Source organism: Natrinema sp. 1APR25-10V2 (assembly GCF_031626495.1).
Taxonomy (GTDB): domain Archaea; phylum Halobacteriota; class Halobacteria; order Halobacteriales; family Natrialbaceae; genus Natrinema.
Genome location: NZ_JAMQOJ010000005.1, coordinates 81,440 through 105,479 on the forward strand (window position 1 = coordinate 81,440; position 24,040 = coordinate 105,479).

18 protein-coding genes and 1 tRNA gene are annotated in these 24,040 nt (G+C 67.8%); 9 read left to right on the forward strand and 10 right to left on the reverse strand.

Annotated features, from left to right (window positions below; translation table 11 throughout):
- Positions 1-14: 14 nt before the first annotated feature.
- The 5 genes from NDO75_RS16245 (at position 15) to NDO75_RS16265 (ending at position 7,642) form a co-directional block, all read left to right on the forward strand.
- Complete coding sequence (locus tag NDO75_RS16245) at positions 15-2,003, forward strand: GAF domain-containing protein (protein WP_310907659.1); 1,989 nt, start codon at positions 15-17, stop codon at positions 2,001-2,003.
- Between the two features lie 100 nt (positions 2,004-2,103).
- Positions 2,104-3,003 (forward strand): phosphogluconate dehydrogenase (NAD(+)-dependent, decarboxylating), encoded by a 900-nt coding sequence (gene gnd / locus NDO75_RS16250; protein ID WP_310907660.1) that lies wholly within the window; start codon positions 2,104-2,106, stop codon positions 3,001-3,003.
- A gap of 179 nt (positions 3,004-3,182) precedes the next feature.
- Positions 3,183-3,488 (forward strand): HalOD1 output domain-containing protein, encoded by a 306-nt coding sequence (locus tag NDO75_RS16255; protein WP_310907661.1) that lies wholly within the window; start codon positions 3,183-3,185, stop codon positions 3,486-3,488.
- Between the two features lie 80 nt (positions 3,489-3,568).
- A tRNA-Arg gene (locus tag NDO75_RS16260) sits at positions 3,569-3,724 on the forward strand.
- Positions 3,725-4,192: 468 nt separating this feature from the next.
- Positions 4,193-7,642 (forward strand): PAS domain S-box protein, encoded by a 3,450-nt coding sequence (locus NDO75_RS16265; RefSeq protein ID WP_310907662.1) that lies wholly within the window; start codon positions 4,193-4,195, stop codon positions 7,640-7,642.
- Between the two features lie 314 nt (positions 7,643-7,956).
- Here NDO75_RS16265 and NDO75_RS16270 read toward each other — a convergent pair whose 3' ends face one another.
- Positions 7,957-9,204, reverse strand: coding sequence for a hypothetical protein (locus NDO75_RS16270; protein ID WP_310907663.1), 1,248 nt, complete (start codon positions 9,202-9,204; stop codon positions 7,957-7,959).
- A 55-nt stretch (positions 9,205-9,259) separates the two neighbouring features.
- Entirely contained in the window at positions 9,260-9,454 is a 195-nt protein-coding gene (locus NDO75_RS16275) for a hypothetical protein (RefSeq protein WP_310907664.1), read from the reverse strand.
- Positions 9,455-9,590: 136 nt separating this feature from the next.
- Between NDO75_RS16275 and NDO75_RS16280 the strand changes: the two genes are divergently transcribed.
- A complete protein-coding gene (locus tag NDO75_RS16280) occupies positions 9,591-9,977 on the forward strand; it encodes a DCC1-like thiol-disulfide oxidoreductase family protein (protein ID WP_310907665.1) in 387 nt (128 codons plus the stop codon).
- Positions 9,978-10,004: 27 nt separating this feature from the next.
- On the opposite strand, the gene NDO75_RS16285 is transcribed toward NDO75_RS16280, so the two are convergent.
- Together NDO75_RS16285 and NDO75_RS16290 are read right to left on the reverse strand one after the other, a co-directional pair.
- Positions 10,005-11,462 (reverse strand): lipase maturation factor family protein, encoded by a 1,458-nt coding sequence (locus tag NDO75_RS16285; RefSeq protein ID WP_310907666.1) that lies wholly within the window; start codon positions 11,460-11,462, stop codon positions 10,005-10,007.
- Between the two features lie 90 nt (positions 11,463-11,552).
- Positions 11,553-12,791: an MFS transporter gene (locus tag NDO75_RS16290; RefSeq protein ID WP_310908075.1), complete on the reverse strand. Its 1,239-nt coding sequence runs from the start codon at positions 12,789-12,791 to the stop codon at positions 11,553-11,555.
- 108 nt (positions 12,792-12,899) lie between these two features.
- Between NDO75_RS16290 and NDO75_RS16295 the strand changes: the two genes are divergently transcribed.
- Positions 12,900-13,373 (forward strand): TIGR03668 family PPOX class F420-dependent oxidoreductase, encoded by a 474-nt coding sequence (locus NDO75_RS16295; protein ID WP_310907667.1) that lies wholly within the window; start codon positions 12,900-12,902, stop codon positions 13,371-13,373.
- A 43-nt stretch (positions 13,374-13,416) separates the two neighbouring features.
- Here NDO75_RS16295 and NDO75_RS16300 read toward each other — a convergent pair whose 3' ends face one another.
- The 4 genes from NDO75_RS16300 to NDO75_RS16315 all read right to left on the reverse strand — a co-directional run bounded on the left by NDO75_RS16300 (position 13,417) and on the right by NDO75_RS16315 (position 19,250).
- A complete protein-coding gene (locus tag NDO75_RS16300) occupies positions 13,417-15,933 on the reverse strand; it encodes a heavy metal translocating P-type ATPase (RefSeq protein WP_310907668.1) in 2,517 nt (838 codons plus the stop codon).
- Between the two features lie 108 nt (positions 15,934-16,041).
- Positions 16,042-17,169 carry a GNAT family N-acetyltransferase gene (locus NDO75_RS16305; protein ID WP_310907669.1) on the reverse strand — a complete coding sequence of 376 codons (1,128 nt, stop codon included), beginning with the start codon at positions 17,167-17,169 and terminating at the stop codon, positions 16,042-16,044.
- Between the two features lie 287 nt (positions 17,170-17,456).
- Positions 17,457-18,752, reverse strand: a complete 1,296-nt coding sequence (locus NDO75_RS16310; RefSeq protein ID WP_310907670.1) for a hypothetical protein — start codon at positions 18,750-18,752, stop codon at positions 17,457-17,459.
- Positions 18,753-18,953: 201 nt separating this feature from the next.
- Positions 18,954-19,250: an Hsp20/alpha crystallin family protein gene (locus NDO75_RS16315; RefSeq protein ID WP_310907671.1), complete on the reverse strand. Its 297-nt coding sequence runs from the start codon at positions 19,248-19,250 to the stop codon at positions 18,954-18,956.
- A gap of 254 nt (positions 19,251-19,504) precedes the next feature.
- Between NDO75_RS16315 and NDO75_RS16320 the strand changes: the two genes are divergently transcribed.
- Positions 19,505-20,248 (forward strand): hypothetical protein, encoded by a 744-nt coding sequence (locus NDO75_RS16320; RefSeq protein WP_310907672.1) that lies wholly within the window; start codon positions 19,505-19,507, stop codon positions 20,246-20,248.
- 54 nt (positions 20,249-20,302) lie between these two features.
- Here NDO75_RS16320 and NDO75_RS16325 read toward each other — a convergent pair whose 3' ends face one another.
- Positions 20,303-21,874 carry a sulfatase gene (locus tag NDO75_RS16325; RefSeq protein ID WP_310907673.1) on the reverse strand — a complete coding sequence of 524 codons (1,572 nt, stop codon included), beginning with the start codon at positions 21,872-21,874 and terminating at the stop codon, positions 20,303-20,305.
- 203 nt (positions 21,875-22,077) lie between these two features.
- Here NDO75_RS16325 and NDO75_RS16330 point away from each other — a divergent pair, with 203 nt between their 5' ends.
- Positions 22,078-22,965: a hypothetical protein gene (locus NDO75_RS16330; protein WP_310907674.1), complete on the forward strand. Its 888-nt coding sequence runs from the start codon at positions 22,078-22,080 to the stop codon at positions 22,963-22,965.
- Positions 22,966-23,003: 38 nt separating this feature from the next.
- Here the strand turns inward: NDO75_RS16330 and NDO75_RS16335 are convergent, their stop codons facing one another.
- On the reverse strand, positions 23,004-23,939 hold the full coding sequence (locus NDO75_RS16335) for a phosphatase PAP2 family protein (RefSeq protein ID WP_310907675.1): 936 nt from the start codon (positions 23,937-23,939) through the stop codon (positions 23,004-23,006).
- Between the last annotated feature and the right edge of the window lie 101 nt (positions 23,940-24,040).

Consider the following 24,040-nt stretch of genomic DNA (forward strand, 5'->3'; position numbering starts at 1 on the left):
CGATTGGGCCGACAGTGACTCGAGCCGGACAGTCCGTCGTCGTCGTCGGCGACGAGCGGACGCCGCCCCAAGCGCTCGACGACGCGTTCGAGGTAGATGTGGTGCAGGACCGAGCAGCGGTCCTTGAGCGCGTCGAAACGGCTCCCGTCGGCTGCGTGGTCGTCGACGGGAGCGACTCCGATCGCATCGAGACCGTCGCAGCGATCCGCGACGCGGCTCCGACGGTGCCGATCGCCTACGCGACGGCGACGCCGGACGGTACTGCTGCGGCCGCGGCAACGCGTGCGGGCGCAACCGAATACTTCGCGGAGACGACCGACGAGACGCTCGCCGATCGTATCGCGGCCATCTCGTCCGACCGCGATCGAACGGCCACACAGACCGTCGCGTCCGAGATCGTATGCGGCGCTTCGACGGAGCGCCACGCTGACGGCGCAGTCGTCAACGGCGGAACGACGAGCGACGAGCGACCCGGCGGTTTCACGGATGCGGCCGGAAACCGTCGTGCGGACGTCGTCACCGAGTTGCTCGAGACGACGCGGGCCCTGTTCTCCTGTGAATCGCAGACGGACGTCGCGGAGGTCGTCGTCGACGCCGCCGAGCGCGTCCTCGGGTTCGACGTCGTTACCGTCCGCCTCTACGACCCCGAGACAGAAGCGGTGGTGCTGGCGGCAGCCTCCGACGCAGTCAGCGACCTGTTCGACGTGCGGAAACGCGTCGGGCTCCACGAAAGCGGGATGGGCAGAGCGTTCCGGCGAGGCGAGCCGATCGTCTTCGAGGACGTCACGACAGATTCGCCGTACGACTACGGGGCGTTCCGTAGCGCGATCAGCATCCCGCTCGGCGACCACGGACTCCTCAACGTCGGCTCGCCGAAAAGCGGCGCGTTCGACGACCATCACGTCCAGCTCGCACAACTGCTGACGGCGAGCGCCGCCGCCGCGCTCGAGCGCGCCGACCGCCGCGAGGACCTTCTCCGGCACGAACAGGTCCTCGAGACCGTCGAGGGAATGGTGTACGCGACCGACGAAGATGCGCACCTCTCGCTGGTCACGGACCCGTTCGCGGAGCGGCTGGGCTACGACCGTGAGGACCTCCTGGGCGAGCACGTCTCGATGGTCTTCGACGACGAAGCGTACGAGCGCGCAGTCGAGCACGTCATGGGCCTGCTCGCGGACCCCGAGACCGATACCGGCCCGTTCGAAGCCACCTACACTACCGCCGGAGGCGAGGAGTTCCCGGTCGAAATCGAGTGCTCGCTCCTGCCGCGCGAGGACGAGGCGGTCGCAAACGAGGCCTTCCGCGGAACCGTCGGCGTCGTCAGGGATATCACCCAGCGCAAGGAGCGTGAGCAGTACCTCCAGGTGTTGAACCGCGTCCTCCGACACAATCTGCGCAACGATCTCACCGTCGTCATCGGCTACGCCGAACTCCTCTGTGAGCAACTCGAGGACCAGAACCTCGCGGCCGCCGCGAGTACCCTCCGGCAGACCGCGACCGACCTCGCCGCCACCAGCGAGAAGACGCGGGCGATCCAGTACGCCCTCGAGCGCGACGGCGAGCGCGAACCGGTCGACATCACCGCGGTCGTCGACGAGGCGGTCGCAGACTGCGATATCGCCGACGGGACCGTCACCGTCTCGGCGACGGGCACCCACCGCGTGCTGGCCGATCCGGGCGTCGAACTCATCGTCGATAACCTGCTCGAGAACGCGATCCGCCACGCGAAACCGGAACCGGCCGTCGAGATCTCGATCACGCGCGACGACGATCTGATTCGGCTCGCGGTCGCCGACGACGGTCCCGGCATCCCGCCGGCCGAGATCGACGTGGTCACCGGCGAGAGCGATATCACGCAACTCACCCACAGCAGCGGCCTCGGACTCTGGCTCGTCCGCTGGATGGTCGACAGCTACGACGGCTCCGTCTCGTTCTCCCGGCCGGCCACGGGTGGCAGCCGCGTCGAGGTTACGCTCGAGGCTGCTCCGTCGGACGCATCGTAACGACACGATCCGCGATTCGCGGCCCGACTGGCCCGCGGACGCTCCGCCGCAACGTCACGGAACCGCAACCACTACCACACCGGCCGGCCGACGCCTACCCATGCAACTGGGCCTGATCGGACTCGGGCGGATGGGACAGATCGTCGTCGAGCGCACCCTCGCGGCGGACCACGATATCGTCGCCTTCGATCTCGACGAGGCGGCCGTTGAGACGGCCGCCGACGCCGGTGCCGAGCCCGCCGACTCGATCGAAGATTTCGTCGATCGACTCGAGGGGGACAAGCGCATCTGGCTGATGGTCCCCGCCGGCGAGGCGGTCGACGTGACCCTCGAGGAACTCGCGCCCCACCTCGACGGCGACGACATCGTCGTCGACGGCGGCAACTCCTACTTTGAGGACTCAGTGCGCCGCGCCGAGTCCTGCCCCGCGGCCTACCTCGACTGCGGTACCTCCGGCGGCCCCGCCGGCGCCGAACTCGGCTTCTCGCTGATGGTCGGCGGCCCCCAGTGGGCCTACGACGAACTCGAGCCTGTCTTCGACGCCGTCGCGACCGGCCCGGACGGCCACGAGCGGATGGGGGCCGCTGGGACGGGCCACTACGTCAAGATGATCCACAACGGCGTCGAGTACGCCCTGATGCAGGCCTACGGCGAGGGGTTCGAGTTGCTCCACGAGGGCCGGTACGATCTGGACCTCGAGAACGTGGCCTCGGTCTGGAACAACGGCGCGGTCATCCGTTCGTGGCTGCTCGAGCTCTGCGAGGAGGCCTTCCGCGAGGAGGGAAGCGATCTGGGTACCGTCGCCGACCGCGTCGAAGGCGGCTCGACCGGCACCTGGACCGTCCAAGAGGGCCTCGAGCAGGAGGTCCCCCTCCCGCTGATCTACACGGCACTCGCCGAACGGTTCGGGTCGCGGGCCGACGATGGCCGGTTCTCCCGACGACTCGCGAACCGGCTTCGGTACGGCTTCGGCCGCCACGAAGTCCCGCGCCGCGAGTGAGCAGTCCGAGGAGCGAGAGCGATCGAATACCGTAACACGTATGTCTCCCTTCGGAGTACTCGGCGGCAGTCGAAGTGTCCCTTCCGCGTAGTTCGACGTGCTGAATCGTTCTTTTCTCCGGAATTGGCTGGTTGAAATATTAGAACAGCTTCTTTACTCCCGGTCGCCCACCCCGAGTTATGAATCCGTTCGAGTCGACATCTGTCTCTGCCGACGAATCGCTCAGCATGACCGTTATCGATCTCGTTGCCACCGCCGACGACACCGACCCGGTCTCGCTCGAGCCCCTCTACGGTACGATCGACCCCGACCTCCTCGACTCGCTTCCCGATTCGGACGGCTTCACCAGCCTCGAATTTTCGTATCACGGCTACTCCGTCACGGTCGAGGACGCGCCCGACGGCGTCGAGGTCGCCCTCGAGCGGGCAGGGGTTTCGGCCGACGACTCGAGCAACGACCTCGTCGGCACCGGCTCGTCGACGTAGGCGGGACTGCGGCTCTCGCGACGAGGAACCGGGGGTAGGGGGAATCGTTATTCTTTCGTCGGCGCTATAGTGTCGCTCGAGGGCGCGTAGCTCAGTGGACAGAGTCCTTGGTTCCGGACCAAGATGTCGGGGGTGAGCGTGAGCGGAGCGAACGCGAACTACGGAAGCCGCAGCCCGCACAGCGCCGAAGGCGCGAGCAGGACCGTCTTCCGGCAGTTCGAATCCCTCCGCGCCCGTTTCGCTTTATATCGTCGGGAATCCGACCGATAGCGTCGGGGTGTTTATATCATCGTCGCTCAGCGGCCAGTGGATTTGAACCATCTACGTATTTCGGGTTGGCCTCGTCGGTCGGTTTACAACTTCTAATAATCCAAACCATGGTATAGTCCTAACCCCTACTTAGCCAGCCGATTGTCTCGCTTGATCTGCTCCGAGAAACGGCTGACGAGACGACTGCCGATCGCTGGCCGTAGTCGATGTTTCTCAGACCGACCATACCACCGCGGCCGCGTCGTCTCGGTCGACGCCGTCGCGGAGTAGATCGATCGACGCCTGACGTGAACTCTCGAGCTCCGGATCAGCAGCGGGGTAAACGGAGCGAAGGGCGAGCCGATCACATTTCGAAACGGACCGATCGGTGACGGAGCTTCCGCCGGGAACCGGACCGAGACCTTTTACCCACTTCATCACTGTAACTAGGTAGAATGGGTACGTCTTCGCGCACAGATGCGGATTTCGAGGGTTCTATCCGTCGTCAGGAACTCATCACCGATCTCAGTCGGCAGGCGGTGACGACGGGCGACCTCGACCAGTTCTTCCGCGATGCGATAGGTGCGGTTGCGGAGACAGTCGGCACCGAGTACTGCGCCGTCGTCGAGCAGGTACCGAGCCGGGTCGATGGCGTTCTGCGCCAAGGTATCGGCTGGGAAACGGTCACCGACGGCGCGACGGTATCCACGAGCCGCGAGTCGCAGACAGGATATACGCTCCACACCGAGGAGCCGGTCGTCATCGGTGATTTGCACCACGACGGCCGGTTCTCCGGTTCCGCGTTGCTCACCGAGCACGACGTCACCAGCGGCATCAGCGTCGCTCTCGGCTCGAGCGACGACCCGTGGGGCGTGTTGGGGGCGTACACGTCCGATAAGCGGGATTTTACCGAGCACGATACGGTGTTCGTCCAGCACGTCGCAGCGGTCGTCACGGCGGCCATCGAACGCACGGAGCGCGAGCGGGACCTGCGGCGGAAGGAACGCCAGTACCAGGCTATCTTCGAGGATCCGAACATCCTGATCGGCCTGCTCGAGCCCGACGGAACAGTCGTCGACATCAACGAGACGGCGATGGAGTACGTCGACACCGATCTCGAGGACGTAACCGCCAATCCGTTCTGGGAGACGCCCTGGTGGGGCGATGATGGGGTTCAGGACGATGTCCGGGAGTGGGTCGAGCGAGCGGCGGCCGGCGAGTACGTCGACTTCGAGGCCGACCTCACCCGTCCCGACGGACGGCGATACGTCCTCAGCGGCTACTTCCGGCCAGTCACCGACGACGACGGCGAGGTCGTGTCGATCATCGTCTCGAACCGCGACGTCACCGAGCGCAAGGAGCGCGAGCGCGCCCTCGAGGAGTCCGAGCAGCGCTACCGGGCACTGGTCGAGCACTTCCCCAACGGGGCGGTGGCGCTCGTCGACGAGGACCTCCGCTATCGGACCGTCGGCGGTACCCCTCCCGACGCGGTGGGTGCCACGGCCGAGGAGGTGGAGGGACAGCCGGTCCGAGAGATCCTGCCGCCGGAACTGGCCGACGGACTCGTCCCACGCTACGAGACCGCGTTCGAGGGGGACTCCAGCGCGTTCGAGCTCGAAGCCGACGGTCGCGTCTACCAGCTTCAGGTCGTGCCGGTCCGGGACAAGGACGGAGACGTCTTCGCTGCGCTCGGGATGTCGCAGGACATTACCGAGCACGTCGAAACCCAGCGTAAACTCGCGGAGAGTGAGCGCCGCTACCGAACGCTGGTCGAGAACTTCCCCGACGGATCGGTGGGGCTGTTCGACGAGGACCTGAGATACACCGCCGTCGGCGGGCAGCTCCTGAACGCGCTCGACGTGGATCCGGCGGATCGGATCGGGCGCAACATCCGCGAGCTCCATCCCGACGACCTCCTCGACGAGATCGAACCGTACTTCGACGCAGCACTCGAGGGCGACGCCAACTCCTTCGAGATCGAGTACCGCGGCCGGTACCTGCACGCGAACGCCCTCCCGATCGAGAACGCCGCCGGCGAGGTCGACGCGGGCATGCTCGTCGTCCAAGACGACACCGAGCGCCGTCGGTACGAGCGCGACCTGGAGCGGTACCGGGAGTACACGGACCAGATCTTGGACGCGATCGACGACATGTTCTACGTGATCGACGCGGACGGGACCATTCAGCGGTGGAACGAGAGCGTCGGCGAGGTGACTGGCTTTTCGGACGACGAGATCACGTCGTTGCGGGCCCTGAACGCCATCGCGAAGGACGATCGCGAGACTGTCGAAGACGCCATCGCCGAGGCGTTCGACACCGGGAGCGCACAGGTCGAGGCAGGCCTGATCACCCGGGACGGCGAGCGCGTCCCCTACGAGTTCGTCGCGTCGGCGCTCGAGGACCCCGACGGGGACTCGGTGCTGGCAGGCATCGGCCGAGACATCACCGAGCGAAAGGAGCGCGAGCGGGCCCTGAAAGAGAGCGAGGCGAAGTTCCGGATGCTCGCAGAGAACCTCGACGAGATGGTCTGGATCTCCGACCCCGAAACGCGGGAGATCCTGCACATCAATCCCGCCTACGAGGAGATCTGGGGCCGCGACAGGGAGTCGGTGTACGACGATCCCACCACGTTCCTCGAGGCGATCCACCCCGACGACCGCGAACGCGTCGAGCGATCGTACGCCGCCGTGCCGGACGAGGGGTTCGACGAGGAGTATCGCATCGTTCGGCCCGACGGTGAGGTCCGGTGGCTCGACGTCCGGGCCGGTCTCGTCCGCGACGAGGGGAGAGAGCGCGTCATCGGTATCGCCGAGGACGTCACCGAGCGCAAGGAGCGCGAGCGCGCCCTCGAGGAGTCCGAACGGCGCTACCGGACGCTCGCGGAGGATTTCCCCAACGGAGCGGTGGCACTGTTCGACGAGGACCTGTGCTACACGGCCGTGGGCGGTCAACTCATGCAAGCGCAAGGCGTCGATCCCGAGGACCGGATCAGCCACAGCATCCGCGAGCTCTATCCGGACGACATCGTCGAGGAGGTCGAACCGTACTTCCATGCCGCGCTGGAGGGGGAGACGAACACCTTCGAGGCCGAGTACTCAGGGCGGCACCTGTACAATCAGACCCTGCCCGTCAGGAACGCCGACGACGAGGTGTACGCGGGGATGCTCGTCGTCCAGGACGTCACCGAACGGCGGGAGTACGAGCGCAAACTGGAGGAGTCCAACAAGCGGTTGGAACAGTTCGCCTACGCGGCCTCCCACGACCTGCAGGAACCGCTGCGGATGGTCACGAGCTATCTCTCGCTCATCGAGGACCGCTACGGCGACGACCTCGACGACGACGGCGAAGAGTTCCTCGAATTCGCGGTCGACGGCGCCGAGCGCATGCGCGAGATGATCGACGGCCTCCTCGAGTACTCCCGGATCGAGACGCGGGGCGAACCGTTCGAATCGCTGGACCTGAACGCCGTCCTCGAGGACGTGCTCGCGGACCTGCAGCTACAAATCGAGGAGAGCGGCGCCGAGATCACGACCGAGGACCTCCCTCACGTCGAGGGCGACCCCAGCCAGCTCCGCCAGGTGTTCCAGAACCTGCTGTCGAACGCGATTACCTACAGCGGTGACGAGCCACCACGCGTCCACGTCGGTGCCGAATGCCGAAACGGGAAGTGGCTGATCTCGGTCGCGGACGAGGGAATCGGGATCGATCCCGACGACCAGGATCGCGTATTCACGGTCTTCGACCGACTACACAGTCGCGACGAGTACGACGGCACCGGCATCGGACTCGCGCTCTGCAAGCGGATTGTCGAACGCCACGACGGAGAAATCTGGGTCGACTCCGAACCCGGGGAGGGATCGACGTTCTCCCTTACCCTTCCCGCGACGACCGATTCCGATCGGTGACCCCACTGTCGTTCAGCGAGTGACGGATTCGATAAAGCGGGTCGTTCGATCCGCTGGGGCTCGACGCAGACACGTCCGTTGTCGGAGTCCGATTCGCGAGGCGTGGTTGGTCGTTTAGACCGCCCACGTAACTCGAGTCGAACGTGGGTATTACGAGACCACCGAACCGGTGTGGCGTATCTCGAGGGAGACCTCGATGCCGAGGCTCTCGAATCGGACGACCAGTAACGATCTGACGACTCCGCGGTGGAGGAAGTCCGACTACGACGGTCTGGGTACCGTATCGTCCTCCACCGGTGACCGAACCGGGCGAGTCAAACCGGTTCGCGAAGCGCCCAGACGTCCTCGAGCGGCTCGAGCCGGTGAGGCTCTTTTCCGCGCTCGGTCAGGATCCCGGCGTGGTAGAGCATCGCCTTCAGCTGGAAGACGGTCGGCGAGTGATAGATCGACCCGTCCGCGAGTTCCGAGCGTCGGAGGTCGCCGTCTTCGGTCAGGACGCGGCTCCTGACGCCGTCGTCGCCCCGAACGAACAGTTCGACGGTGAACGAGGGATGGAGTTCGTGCAGGTACACGACGAGATCCACGAGCGACGGCTCGGCGATCCCGTCGTCGTGCATGGTCTGTAGTTCCGTGACCAGCAACTCGGTCGCCGGGTAGGTGAAGATCACCCGACGGGCCAGCTGCCCCCACTCGGGCGCGAGATCGACGAACCGGTTCCGCGATCGGTACCAGGTTTCGAACTCCTCGAGCGCCCCCTCCACGGATCCGTAGCGGCTCAGCGCGAACCGGACGACCTCCCGCCCGAGCCCCGTCAGTTCGACCCCTTCCGGGCCGTCTTCGATCAATCCCAGGAACGCTGCGCCCCGTCGCGCGTCGGAGACGGCACTCACGACCTTGTACTCCGACAGCAGCGCCGCCGTCTCTCCGTCCGCGTAGTGGGCCAGCGGATAACCGAGGTAGTTCTTCGGGTGGTTCAGCCCGAACGACCTGTTCGCGACGCCCTGCGTACTGGCCTGGAATCGCAGCGCCGTCGTCTCGCTCGTCGTCCGGTTCCCGACGACGCGGGGGACCTCGAGCGCCTCGACCGTCCCCGCGGCGTCGACGCCGAGGACGCCGACGTTCAGTTCGCGTGCGAGCGTCCGGTCGGTCGCCGAGATCGCGGCCGCCGGCGCGGCGAGATAGGCGGCGTTGGCCTCGTGAAGCCGATCGTAGGCCTGGACGATCCCACGTTGCGTGTCGACGCCGCCGCCGGCGTACCCCTTCGCCTCGATCGCGATCAGCGGCGGCTCGTCGCCGAGGCGCTCGACGGCCAGCAGGTCGGACTCGAGGGTCCGCACGCCCACGAGATCCGGATAGCCGCCGCCGATCCGAACGTGATTGAACGGGGCCAGACACTCGCGAACCGTCGGGTCGACGGGCTCGCCGGGCCGCCACTCGTCCTGCGAAAACTGCGTGTCTGCGACCGCGTAGGCGGTCGAATCGTCCGCATCCGTCGGAAAGAGTCGCCGCTTGGTGTGGGCCAGCACCTGCGGTTCCGAGAGCGACGGGGCCGCGCTGCTCATGCCCGAGGATTGGACAGTAGTCTCAATAATGTTCTGGCGACGGGTCGGCCGGCGGTCACTCCTCGCCGACCGCGAACGCCCCTGGCTCGAGCTCCCGCGCCATCCCGGCGAAAACGGCACCCGTCCCGAGCAGCGCGAGCGCGACCCCGACCAGCCACGGGGCCGAACCGTACTCGACGAGCGCCGCGAGCCGGAGCGCGCCGATCAGGAGGACGCCCCCGGCGACGATCAGCTGGACGAACCGCTCCATACCGCTCGGTCGTCCCTCCCGGTTCAAGTATTCCGGCGCTCGAGCCGCGGCGAACGACACACCGTGCACCGCCGACCCGCTGCGGACGAGCACGAGCGAGAACAAGCGTTTGTGTCTCGAGCCCGTTTACACGGCTATGACCGAGCCGACGCTCGTCTACGACGACGACTGCGGCTTCTGTACGTGGTGGGCGGAGTACTTCGAGAAACGCACGGAGATCCGCATCGTCGGCTTCAGCGATCTCACCGACGACCTGCGCGAGCGGCTGCCGGCCGACTACGAGGACTGCGCGCACCTGGTGACCGACGACGGGGTCTACTCCTGTGGCGCATCGATCGAACAGGCGTTCGTCCGCACCGATCTCGCCGAGCCCGCCGACGAGGTCGTCGAATTCCTGCGCCAGTTCGACGACTACAAACGCCTTCGCGAGCGGTCCTATCGGTGGGTCGCGAACCGCCGCGATCAGTGGGGAGAGTTTCTCTCACGGACGCCGCCGGCACGCGGGAAATCGGACGGCGACTGAGGTGCCGATCGACGGACACTGCGGACACTACAACCGCGGCTGGCGAACCCGAAGCTCTTCGAGCGAGACCGGGCGGACGTACGTCCCGACGCGCTCGCGTTCCCACCAGCGGCCGGTCTCGGCGCGCTCCTCGGGCGTCGTGTACCGGTAGCGGTACCGCACTGCACGGACGCGGGCTGGCGGCTCGCCGTCGAACGGATCCGCGGCGAGCAACGAGAGCGTCTCCGAGTCGGCCTCGAGCAGTTTCGCCAGCAGCCGCGGGAACCACGGGCTCCGGCGCGGGCTCGGCGACATCGCGGCGAACCAGAGCTGCCAGTCGAGCCGGAGGTGGTACGGCGCGACCTGCGGCGGCCGGCGATCGGGGTCGGTCGGCTTCCCCTCGAACCGGTAGGCCTGCCACTCGGTCTCCGGCGTCACGTCCTCGTCGGTCGTCCCCTCGACGACGATCTCGTAGCGGTCCCGGGTGATCGATCCGAACGCGCCGTAGGTGTTGACGAGGTGCAGCGGATCGAACGCGGTGTTCATGATCTGGCTCTCCGAGAGGGTGTTGCGCACCGGCTGCACGCTCAGCGCGACCACGAGGAGGGCGACGAGCATCGCGAGCGCCTGAAGGTAGAGCGGCGTCGGCGCGGTCGCGGGCGCGGCGATCGGCAGGACGGTCGTGAGAACGCCGTCGCTGAACGTCGGAATCGCCAGCACGATCGTCAGCGCGTTCAGCCAGGCGAAGTTGCCCGTCACCATGAGCCAGCCCTGGAAGCCGATCGTCGCGAGCCCTGCCAGCGCCGAGAGCGGCTGCGGCGCGAAGTAGAGAAACGGAATCAACAGCTCGAGGACGTGATTGCCGAAGGTCTCGACCCGGTGAAACCGGTCCGGGAGGTGGTGGGCGTACCAGCTCACCGGGTTCGGGATCGGCTGGGTCTCGTAGTGGTAGTCCATGCAGGTCAGGTCGCGCCAGCAGTCGTCCCCTCGGAGCTTGATCAGCCCCGCACCGAACATGTTGCGGAAGAGCACCCACTGTAGCAGTACGATGACGACGAACGGCGGCGCGACCGGTCCCGCGCCCAGGAAGATCGCGAGAAACCCCGTCTCGAGCAGCATCGACTCCCAGCCGTAGCCGTAGAACGTCTGGCCGGCGTTGACGAACGACTGGTAGAGCGCCCACAGCGTCGCCCAGAGGAGCATCGAGACCGGCGTGGCGTACCCGGCCGGCAGCCAGTAGGGCAGTCCGACCAGCGCCAGCGCCGACAGCCCGACGCCCGTCCAGGCCGCGATTCCGATCGCCCGATCACTCGGAACGAAGTAAAAGAGGCTCAGTCGCTCCCGAAACGACGCGCTCTCGGTGTACCACTCGAGGGGAAGCAGTCCGTCCTCTCCAGCGAGCGGCCGGAACTGGTACGCCGCGACGAGGAAGGCGAGCAGATAGAGCAGCGCGAGCCCCCGCTGGAAGAGGAGGCGGACGAGCCAGTAGCCCTCTCCCTGCCACATACGCGGCCGTAACTCGGTGGATCGGCAAAGGAGTAACGCGTGCGAGCACGCGCCGTCTCGAGCGCTTCGGGCCCGGTTCGCCCCACGTCGTCAGGAATCGCCGTACCGATACCGCAACACGCCCCCGGCGACCGCGACGACGAGGCCGCCCGAAGCCAACACGAGGAGCCCCGGCACGTACGACCCCGTGAGGTCGCGTAACGCCCCCACGAGTACCGGACCGAGGAAGCCGCCGATCTCACCGACGGCGAAGATGAAGCCGACGGCCGTGCCGGTCAGCCGAGCGCCGATCCCCTCGAGCTCCGGTGGAATCGCCCGGATGAGCGGCGAGAGCCCGCCGAAGCCGAACCCGGTGACGAGGATGCTCCCGAGCAGCAGGAGGCCGACGCCGCTGGCGACTACGCCGGAGATTCCGAGTGCGGCGACGAGCCCACAAACCATCAGCGCCGTGCGACGAACGCCGAACCGATCCGCCACCGCCGGGATGGTCAGCACGCCGACGACGTTGGCCGCCACGAGCAAGCTCGTGGTCCGACCGGCTCGGTCCGCCGAGAACCCGCGGGCCTCGAGCAGCGTCGGGAGCCACCCCTGCATGCCGTGGGCGATCAGCAGGTACATCGTACCGACGACGACGACGAGCTGCAGCTCGCGGTGGGTGAGGACGAGTTTCAAATCCCGGCGGATCGCGGCGAGCGTGAGCGACGAGTCCGCCGCGTCGGCGTCGTTGGCCGCGCGGTTGCGGTCGTCGATCCCCAGTCGCAGGGCGACGACGAGCCACAGCAGGCCGTAGCCGACCGCGACGACGCCGCTCCAGAGGAACAGCTCGCGCCAGCCGCCGAGCAGCGGCCCCAGGATCGGCCGGCCGACGGCGAAGGCGCTTGCCGTCCCCGCCGACGCGCCGACGAGGTAGATCGAGGACGGAAAGCCGGTTTCGTCGGGCGGAAACAGCACCGAGACGAGCTTCGGTAATCCGAACGTGATGGCCGTCGCGCCGACGCCGATCAGCAGCGTCGTTCCGAGCAGCGACGGAAAGCCGGCGGCGAAGCTGCGGCCGACCTGGGCGACGCCGTAGATCAGGACGCCGGCCGCGAGACTCCGCCCCGGCCCGACCCGGTCGACGACCGTTCCCGTAAACAGCGCGATCGGGATGTACGTCAGCGGGACCGCCCCCGCGACCACGCCCGCCTGCGTCCCGGACAGCCCAAGGTCGTCGATGATCGTCGAGAGGTACGCCGGCAGCGAGAACCAGACGAACATCAGGCAGGTGTAGCCGAGCGTCCCGACGACGACGGCCGCGTACGCGCGACGACGAGCCATCCGTTCGGTCATCCGTCCGTGGGTGGACGGGCGCGACCCGAGTATCTTGCCGTAGCGGTAGCCTGGCCCGGCGACGGCGATGGGTGCCATCATTTCTATCTGGGTATCGTCCGTCGATCCATGACGCCCGCAGAGCAGGCGTTCCTCGAGCGCGCCCGCGTCGCCGCGCTCGCGACGGTCGACGGCGAGGGTCGGCCGCACGCCGTTCCGATCTGTTTCGCGCTGCTCGCGGCTGATGAGACCACCGCAGCGCGAGCTAACAGCGACCGCGAGGACGCGACGGCCGAGCGAACGATCGTCTCGGCGATCGACGAAAAGCCGAAAGCGACCCGCGAACTCAAACGCGTTCGGAATATCCGGACGAACCCCCGCGTGACGGTATTGGTCGACCGCTACCGCGAGGACTGGTCGCGACTCGCGTGGGTGCAAGTTCGCGGCCGGGCGCGGATCCTCGAGCCGGGAAAATCAGGTCACGATACCGCAATAGGCGCGCTCGAGGCGAAATACGACCAGTACGCGGACCACGACCTCGAGGACCGGTCGGTTATCGCGATCCGCGAGGGGCTCACCGTCTCGTGGGGCGCGCTCGAGTGAGGAGTCACGACGGCGAACGCGGCGACGGCCGTCGTCTCACCGATCAGTCGTCGACGAGCGATCGCTCCGCGTTCCCGACGATGAGGAGGGAGCCGACGACGACGGCGACGGTCGTCACCAGCGGGTTGACGATCCCGAGGACGGCGGCGGGAACGGCGATCGCGTTGTAGACGAACGCGAGCCCGACGTTCTGCCGGAGTCGGTCGCGGGCCGTCGTCGCCAGCGCGAACGCGCGCTCGACCGCGGCCAGATCGTCGTCGGCGATCGCGATGTCGGCCGCGTCGGCGGCGAGCGCGGTGCCGCTGCCCAGCGAGATGCCCAGATCGGCCGCGGCGAGGGCGGGCGCGTCGTTCGTCCCGTCGCCGACCATCGCGACCCGGTTCTCGGCTCGCATCCGCCCGACGGCCGCCGTCTTCGCATCGGGCGAGACGCCCGCGAAGACGTGATCGACGCCCGGATGCTCCGCGAAGATCTCGGAGGCGGCCCCCTCGTCGCCGGTCAGCACGACGACGTCGATCCCGTCGTCGTCCAGTGCCGCGATCGTCTCGTCCCATCCGTCGCGTGGGTCGTCGCCGACGATCACGAGCCCTTCGGCCTCGCCGTCACGGCCGACGACGACCGGGAGGCGACCGGCCTCGCGGGCGCGCTCGAGTCGCGCCTCGAGATCGCCGCCGAGCGCCCAGTCGCGCTCGCGGAAGAGGTCGGGGTGGCCGACCAGGACGGTCCGGCCGTCGACGGTCCCCTCGACGCCGGTCGCGTGGGTGTGGAAGTCCTCGACCGCCAGTTCGGCCGGCGCGGTGGAGCCGCCGTCCGCTCGAGTCGCCGGCCCCGATTCGTCACCGGGGTCGCGGTCGAACGCCTCGGCGATCGCTGCGGCGGCGGGGTGGGCCGCGCGCTGCTCCAGGGCGGCGGCGGCCTCGAGCAGGTCGGCGGGCGCGTCGGCCTCGCGGACGGACATCTCGCCGGTGGTGAGCGTGCCGGTCTTGTCGAAGACGACGACGTCGACCGCGCGCAGGCGCTCGAAAATCGTCTCGTCGAAGACGACGATCCCGCGCTCGAGGGCCGCCTGGAGGCTCGCGGCGACGGTGTACGGCGTCGCGAAGCCCAGCGCCCACGGGCTGGCGACCATGATCGCCATGCAGGCGGCCAGCGCGGTCGCCACCGGACTCGCACCGAGGAGGAACGAGCCCGCGCCGACGACGACCGCGGCGGCGAGGACGACCGGGACGAGGACCGCGGCGAACTCGTTGGCCCGCCGCGTGACGCCGTGGTCCGCGCTCTGGACGTTCCAGACGACCTGCGTGAGCCGTTCGATGCTGCTTGTCGTCCGCTCGCCGACGTCGACGACCGCCGCGTCGGTCGTGACGACCGAACCGCCGATCACCGCGTCGCCCGCGCGTTTCGTGACCGGCAGCGACTCGCCCGTGACGATGGCTTCGTCGACCGCGCACTCGCCCTCCGCGAGCGTCCCGTCGACGGGGATGCGCTCGCCCTCGCGGACGAGCACCCGATCGTCCGACTCGAGGTCGGCGACCGGGATCTCCGTCGTCGAGCCGTCCGACGCGTACAGCCGGGCCGTGTCGACCTGTGAAACGGTGAGGTCGGTCAGCCGGTCGGCCGCGCGGCGCTTGATCGTCGACTCGTAGTAGATCGCGCCCATCACGAGCGCGGCGACGACGATCGTCAGGTCGAAGTAGACGTCGGTCCCGCCGAGGGTGGAGACGATCGCGGCGTAGACGTAGGCGCTACAGACGGTCAGTGCCGCGAGCAGGTCCGTCGTCGGCCGTCGGAGCTTCAGACTGACGTACGCGCCCCGGAGCAGCGGACCACCGGTCAGATAGACGATGGCCCCCGTCAGCACGATGAACAGGGGGAGATACAGCGATCCGTCGAAGCCGGTGAACGCGCCCTCGAAGTGGGCGATCGCGCCCCAGTCGGTGAACGCGGTGAGGTACATCGGGTAGAACACCGCCACGAACGGCAACAGGAGGAAGGAGCCGAAGACGACGCCCACGATGTACCGCATCTCGAGCATGTCGTCCGCCCGGCGCTTTCGCAGCCCGGACATCTCGCGTGAGCGGCGCGTCCCGCCGCTCTCGTCGTCGGCGGTCGCGTCGTCCCGCAGGTAGGCCGTGTAGCCGACCGTGCTCAGCGCGTCCTCGAGGGCGGCCGGCGAGATCCGATCCGGGTCGTGATCGACGCGGACCGTCTCCGTGACGTAGCTCGCCTCGGCGTCGGTCACGCCGTCGCGGCCCTCGGCGACCGACTCGAGGAACGCCTCGCAGGTCGCCGAGTGCATGCCGTCGATCCGGAGGAACGTGCTGGTCGTCACGTCCGGCCCGTTCCGCTGGCCGTCGCTCCGGTGACCGGGCCCGCCGTCACCCGGGTCACCGGTAGCGGGCCCGCTATCGCCGTCGCTCGCGCCGTACTCGGCGGCGATGTCGCGGCAACCGGTCGAACAGAAGCCGACCGGTTCGGACTCGGCGGCGGGAGCCGACAGCGGCGTCCCGCACAGCCGGCAGCGCTCGCGCCGGTCGCTCTCCGCGCGTCGATCGCTCACAGTCGTCGCTCCGGGTTCGACGGCAATAACAGTGACCGATCCGGTCGCCCGCCGGGTGCTGCGTCGGCCCGCCCCGTCACTTCGTGTCCAGATCGAACCGCGAGCGCGTCACGTCGTATCTAGATCGAGCCGCGAGAACGACCACGCGTCGATCGAACTCGACTCGAGGCCGAGGCCGTCGCCGAGGTCGCGCGCGAGGAGCGTCCGCGCGGTCGGCTGCAGGAGCGCCGACAGCGGCAAGCGCGTATCGGGGTAGAAGCGGAAGCGCAGCGGAGCCGGCAGCGTCTCCCCGAACGCCTCCGCGTAGCCGCGGTCCGCGTGGTCGTCGAGCGCCGCCACGAGCAGGCGCTCGAGGCCCGCCACGTCCTCGAGCGTGCGCGGAAGCGTCTCGACGATCCGCGTGTACTCGTCGGTGCTCGAGGTGACGAGCGCGGCGACGGGCTCGCCGTCCCGTCGGGCGACGTAGGCCGCGTACGTCCGGGCGGGGTTGGCGAACCGCCAGCGGTAGAATGACGCGGTGCGGTTCGTGTGGATTTCGTCGGGGACCGAGCGGCGGTAGACCGTCTCGAGGGTTTCGGCCGGCGGCGTCTCGTAGCGCTCGATCTCGAGGGCGCCGTCGGAGCCGACGAGCAGCCGGTCGCCGGCCCGGTGGGAGGTCGCGATCGCGCCCTCGAGGGCGTCCGCGAGCGCGGCGATTCGCCGGCCGTCGGCCGCTCGCGGATCGGTGGCGGGCGAAGACGAATCGTCGTCGGTCCGGTCCTCGAGGACGCCGACGGGGTTTTGCGGGCGGTAGTAGGCCGGCACCGTCCCGATCTCCTGCCAGCCGTGCGCGAGGTTGCCGGGTTTCGAGTTCTCGTTGGGGAAGTTGAAGAAGAACGACGGCGGGCCGTCGGCGTAGCGGTCGATGGCGTGCTCGTTCATGCGACCGAACAGCCCCTGTTCACGATGGTCGGCGTGAACCATCGTATCGCAGGGCTGGAACGCGGTCCGAACGGCCCCGCCGATCCGCATCTCCTGGGCGAAAAACGATCGGAACCCGATCGGTTCGCCGTCGACGGTCGCGACGACGATCGGAACGTGATCGGCGTACGGGTTCTCGCGGAACTTCCAGCGGAACCAGTCGCGGCTTCTCTCGTGGCCGAACACAGTCTCGTACAGCGACAGGAACGCCGCTTGGTCGGCGGGTTCGAACCCGCGGACGGCGTATCGCGTCGCCGTTCGTTGTGTTGTGTTCATGATCAAGGCCGTTTCACGGCCAGCTGCAGGGAAATCTCGAACGCCTTCCCGTGCTGTCGTGACGGGTAAACGTTCGGCCGAGGTCGGAATACCAGTTGGGCCTTAATACGCCGATTTCGATAGTTTCGTAGACTATTTCCGGAATCCGACTGTCAACTACTCGTATTTACAGTGCCGGGCACGGAGCGGATCGACGGGACGTTCGGCGGCACCAGAAGTCGAGAAGAACGCTCGTAGGCGATTCGAGAACCGACTTCCCCGGCGGAACCGGTCACGGTGTGATTGGTTCAGCGCCGCTCGAGGACCGTCCCGTCTTCACCGACCGCAACCGCCCGATCGCCACCGGACTCGACCGAAACGGCCAACAACGCCTCCGACGCGCCGGCGTCCGCCCGATTCCACTCCGCCGCGTCGGTCCGCTCGTAAATCGCTCCGTCGGCGCTACAGGCGAGCGTCTCTCCCTCCCGACGGGCTAGCCCGCAGATCGCTTCCTCGCCGACCCGCTCCGGCGTCCACGTCCCGCCGCCGTAGCGGTGAACGACGCCATCGTCAGCGCTCACCAGGCAGTCCTCGTGGCCGAGCGTTGCGACGGCCTCGAGCGTGCCGTCCGCACCGACCGGCCCGACGCTCGAAAAGGAGCCGCCGCCGTCGGTCGTCTCGAAGACGCCGTCGTTCGTGTCACAGCAGTAGCCGACCGGGGAATCGGCGAGGTCGATGCCGCTCAGGCTCGAGCCGCCGCCGGGCGCCATCGGCTCGTCCCACGAGGGCTCGCCGTCGCGATAGCGTCCGCGACAGACCGCGCCGGAGCCGTTGATCAGCAGCACCGTCTCGTCGCCCGCTGCGCCGCCGACGGCGATCCCCAGCCAGTTGTCGGTGATTCCGGCCGGTGCCGTGTAATCGGTGTGCCGGCCGCTATCCGTCTCGAGTCGCGCCACTGCGCCGCCGTCGCCCGCGAGCCAGACGGCGTCGCCGTCGGCCGTCGCCTCGACCCCGCAGAGGTCGGCCCCCGAAGCTGCCGGGCCGTCCTCGAGGACGACCGCCCAGTCCCGATCGTCGCCGCTCGCGTCGCCTCGGGTGTCGGCGACGGTCACGCCGCCGTCACCGACCGCGTAGGCCGCACCCCCGTCGGTGACGGTAACGTCGCGAAGCGTCGCCTCGGTCGGAACGGCGGCGACGTTCCAGCCGGGGGATCGGTCGGCCCGCGATTCGGTATCCGCGCTGCCGGCCGACGCACCGGCCGGCATGCCCTCGTCAGTCGTCGCGGACGGCTTCCGGTCGGCCGGCGTCGACTCGAGTCCGCGATCGTCGGCCGTCGTGTCCGCCCCTCGGTCGGGTGGAGTCGCGCCGTCGTTGCTGTCGTCCGGAGCGACGCCCTCGGTGTCGTCCAGCGGCCGCTGGACGTATAGCACGATCGGGGGCACGACGTACGCGGCCAGTGCAAGGGCGACGAACCAGCGATTGACGAACGTCAGCGTCCCAAACGCGGTCAGGAGGGCCGTCGCGACCGCGTGGACCCACGTCTTCGTGTACCGGCGAAAGAAGGGGACGAACCCGTCGGCGGACCGCGCGTCGTGAGTAGCCATCGGTCGAGCGAAGCGCCTTGGGTCACCCTATCCGACTGGCGAGCAAAAGGGTGTTGCAGGCATCCGGTCGGCGGAATCGGCGGTCGGATGGCCTCGAGTCGGAACCCGCGGTGTTCGTCGATCAGAACGGGCTGCGTCCGATCGGCGATCCGCCCTGTTGGCGGAGCGAACGCCGGAGAGAGCGGTCGGGCTGCGGTCACGCTATCGGCGTCGAGGAACCGTCTCGAGCGAGAGGCTGAGGACGCCGTTGTTGTAGACCGCCTCGCGGTCGTCACCGAACTCGAGATCGCGGGGAAGCGGCGTGACCGTCCGCTCGGCCACGTCGTCGCCGCGGGCGACCGCGATCCGGATACGTCTCGAGCCGGCTTCGACCGTCAGATCGTCGACGGTCGCGGGGGCGACGTCGACGGTGACGCGCAGCCGATGCGTCGGCCCGTCGTAGACGACCTGCGTCGGATACGGAAACGACGCCGTTTCGGGGGGCGAGGTGGAGGACACGGGGGGTAGTCTCGACCGCGGTTGGAAACCCCTCTGGCTGGACAGTTGTACGGTTGATATGCTCCCACAGACCGCATCGCCGTTCGATCGACGCAGTCTCCGAAAACCGGCGCCGTCCGTTCCGCCCGCCGCGTCGGACCGAACGACACCCCCGTATCGATCGGCGGAACATCCCGCACTGGGCCGGACGAACGCCACGCCGGCGAACGTGTTGGAACAATAATATTATGTGAGAGCAGTGTTGTTACCGAAATATGACGCATAAACTCAACATCGGACGTGTCCTCAGATATGGGTTCGATCGAGTGACGACCCGCGGCGGAGCGATGCTCCTCGGCGCGTACGTCCTCTTTCAGCTCGCAAATCAGGTCGGGTTCCAGTCACTGGTCTTCGGACTGCTCGCTGAAACGGTCTCCGAGGACCAACTCTCACAGGGATATCCACTCGCCGTCGATATGCCAACCACCGTCAGCGCCGGGCTGATCGTCCTCCTCATGATTGCAGGGCTCGCGCTCGGTGTCGTGACGATGCGAGCGATCTACGCAGATATCGACAGTCTCCCGACGGCCGACCACACGCGGCGACTCGGCCGAACCGTCGGCGTGGCATTCGTCGTTATGGTCATCACCACGCTGGCGGTGATGATCGCGATGCCGTTTTTCCTCCTGCCTGGTATCTACGTCGGAATCAGCCTGATGTTCGCTTACATCGTCGTCGCTATCGAGGACGCCGGCGTCGTCGAGTCGCTCGAGCGGAGCTGGGAACTCGCATCCGGAAACCGGCTCGAACTGTTCGGTCTCGGATTCGTACTCGTCGTCGTAGGCGGTATGACAGGCGCACTCGTCGCCATCGTCGGGCTGTTCGTTCCCGTCGTCAGCATCCTCGGACTTCCGATCGCGATCGGCGTCTTGAGCGTCTACAGCGTCGCCGTACAGGTCGGTGCGTACCGACAGCTCGCAGGCGAAAGCGAGACGACCAGTTCGGCAGCGAGTTGGTGACGAGGGACACGACCGAACGGACGCTAACTCGAGACCAGACCGATCCGACCGGCCTCAGAGATAGCCGAGATCCGCCAGCCGCTCTTTCGTCCCCTCGCGCATCGATACCTCTCCCGTCTCCTCGGCCGCCGCAAGCGGTTCGAAGTGTTCCTCGAGCCGCCGTCGGAGCGCCCGTGCTTTTTCGGGCTGGTCGTCGCTGATGTCATCGCGTTCGAACGGATCGGTCGAGATGCGGTGGAGGCGCTCGAAGCCGTCGTCGCCGCGGACGTACTTGTACTCGTCAGTCCGGACCGCTCGCAGTCGTCGGTCGAACTCGCGGACGCGGTCCGGAATCTCGCCGAAGCGAGCCTCGAGACGGTCGATCGATGGCTGCGGAGCGACGTACTCGGCGAAGACCGCGTCGCGGGACCCGGTGTCCGAGTCGGGATGGAACGACCGACTCGACCACTGCTCGCGGAGTTCGGGATCGTCGACCCCGACGGTCTCGAGCAGCGTGGCGGGAAGGTCGAGTAACTGGACGAAGTCATCGCGACGGCCGCCATCAGTGAACGCGCCACCGTGACAGACCAGTGGAACGTGGAGCAGCGTGTCGTAGAGGTTGTACTGGTGGCCGAAGAAGCCGTGTTCACCGATGTGCTCGCCGTGGTCGCCACAGACGGCGAACAGGGTGTCCTCCCACTCGCCGGCGGCCTCGAGGGCGGCCCGGAGCTGACCGAGCTGCTGATCGACGTAGGCGAGCTCGGCCCGGTAGAGCCCGCGGAGCAGGGCGAACTCGTGATCGGAGATCGCGTACTCCTCGCAGTCGTAGGCGCGGGGGTCCTGTCTGATCGCGGTGGCCTCTTCGTAACTGGCTCCGTCGGGGAGGAACCGCTCGGCGTGCTCCCGCGGGGGATCGTACCGGACGTGGGGTTCGATGAAGTTACAGAACAGGAAGAACGGGCGGTCGTCGTCGCGGTCGGCGAGCCAGTCGGCGACCCAGTCCGTCGATCGATCGGCCCCATCGTCGCCGGCCGGCTGCAAGAACTCGCTGTAAAGGATGTTGGCCGCGTTGACGACGGGATTGCCGTCGAAAAGCCGGTTCCGGGTCGCCGCGACTTTCTCGCGGAAGTCCTCGCCGCGCACGACCGCACCCATGTCGGCGTCGGACTGGATGTACTGCCAGCCCTTGCGGAGGTCGTCGAACCCCCGGTCGAAGCCGAACTCCTCGGTGATCCAGGTGTTGTTCGAGACGCCGATCGTCCGGAAGCCGGCGTCGTCGAACGCCTCCGGGAGGGTTCGGAGAGCGTCGTCAAGATACGTGTGATCACCGTGCGTGCCGTGGTGAGAGGGGTAGGTACCGGTGAAAAAAGACGCGTGGGAGGGAAGCGTCCAGGGGGCGGGGGCGAACGCGTTCTCGAACGCGGTCCCTTCGTCTGCGAGTCGCGTCAGGGATGGCGTTGGATCCGTATTTTTGGCGTCGGGGTCGGAGGCGGTTGCCGCATCAATACCGTCCGCGTCGACCACCTGCCGATTCGCGGAAGCCGTCTGCGTTCCAATACTCTTCGCCCGGGCCGTATCGAGAACGACGAGAACGACGTTCCGCACAGTACTATGTGACTCGTCGTCACGTCCGTTGGACTCCGACATGATACGGTACTTCCACGCCACGCGGGGAAGGTCACAAGCCCGGAGTATGCAGGCCCGTAATCGGTGATACCGGCCGCTCCTCGGGCGAACGCGTCCGTTCGCAGGGCCTCGGTCGCCGTCGACGGTTTCGACGACGGGCGCGTCCGCAAACGATGTGTTCAGTTGCCGGTCGAATCTTCATCCGACGGGACCGCATACGTCCCATGAGCGACGCTGGAGTCCGCCGTGCCGTCCCCGCGGACCGATCCCGTTCGACGGCGGGACCGCCAGCGCTGTCGCTCGGAGGCGTTTCGATGACCGAGCACCACGATCACGACGCAGCGACGGACGAGTCGATGGACGAATTTCCCGGGCTCGAGCGGCGCGAGGAGCCCGCGGCACCGATCGAGAGCGCCACCGCGGCGGCGGCCGAGGCACACGACCGCGGGACGCTGCCGCTGGTCGGCGGCGGGATCCTGCTCGCGGCCGCGATCCGCTCGCTGGCCGCGAACCGATCCCGAGCGATCCCGCTCGGCATCGCCGGCACCGGGCTGGTCGGCGTCGGCCTCCGGAAGCGGCGTGCGAGCCGCCAGAAGCAAGAAAGCGGCCCGCCGACGGTCGAAGGTGGAAGTGAGGGCAAGGAGACCTCGGACGAGGCGAGCGCCGCCGCCGAGCGCGCCGACGCCGGCCGCGTCTCCGAGATCGAACCCGACGGCGAGATCGCCGAGGAGCCCGAGATCGGCGAGAGCGAACCGGAGGGTTCCGAGATCGAGTTTACCGACGAGCACGACAGCAGCGAGCCCCGCTCGAGCCCGAACCTCGGGAGCGAAGCCGAGGAGGATCCGCGGCGCGAGACGGAGGCCGACGGGGTCACGGTCGACGTCTCCGATCCGGCGATGGCCGACGAGGAGAGCGAGGCGACGGGGCCCGACCCCGAGCAGGCCCAGCCGACCCAGACCGCGGACACCGAGCCCGAGGAGAGCCCCGCCGAGGACGCCTCGCACATGAAGGTCGATCCGCCGGACGGGGACGACGAGACGGAGTCGACGGACGGCGAAGAAACCGTCGCAGACGACGGGAACGCCGACGAAGGAGACGAGGACGATCAGTGAGGCAGCGTCTCGAGTGACGCTCGAGCGAACGCGAGAGGCTACCGAGACCCGGAAGGCGATCCGCCCGCCGTCCGGTGGACGTGTTCGCGGCGATAGAGGACGGGGGCGGTAACGAACGCGGCGCTGACTATGCCGAGCGCACCGCTGCCGCCGGCCAGCGAGAGCGGGCCGTAGGAGGCCGCGGCGATGGCAAGCGACGCGATCAGGAGCGCCGCGGCGGCGGCTCTGGCGGTGAGGGCGCGATCCGAACGGATCGGACCCCGACCGTCACCCAGTCGCCGAGCGATGACGGCGAGTTGCCAGCCGGCGAACGCGCCGAGAGACGTGCCGAACAGGAGCACAGCGTCGGGAGTCAGATCGGAGACGACGAGGGCGGCGATGGCGACGACGACTGCGAGGCCGAACCCGAGCGTGCCGCGGTGGGACGGAAAGCGATTCAAGAGAGCGGACGCGAGGAGTAGAAACGCGAGCCCTGCGATGACGCCGGCGACGACGTCGGCCAGATAGTGGACGCCGAGTCCGACGCGGGAGAGACAGACGATCGTCACCATCACTGCAGCACCGAGGTACCGCCGCCGAGCGGTGCTGACCGACCAGTACTCGGCCAGGCTCAGATAGACGACCGTCGACATCAGCGCGTGCCCGCTGGGAAAGCCGTAGCCGGTCGCCGTCGTGGTCGCCTCGTACAGCGGCCGCGCGAGCGTCGGCACTGCCCCGCTCTCTACGAGCACGCGCTCCGGCCGCGGGAGCGCGAAGAAGGCTTTCAGTCCCGTGATGAGCGAGAGACCAGACAGGGTGAGTCCGAGGATCACGGCGCCCTCGTCTCGATCCGACGTGTCCGTCCAGTAGACGGCGCTGACGAGCAAGCCGAGAAACCAGACGTCGCCGAGCTGGGTGACGAGCCCGAGCAGGATCACGCTCCACTCGGGCACGATCTCTCGGAAGGCGTCGAACCAGCCGATCCCGCGAGACATATTCCACGTTACGGGCGACGAGATACATAAGCGATTCCGCTGACGAATCGCGAGACCCCCGTTCGCCGCGAGCGGGAATCATCGCGAGGCGGGCGAACTCT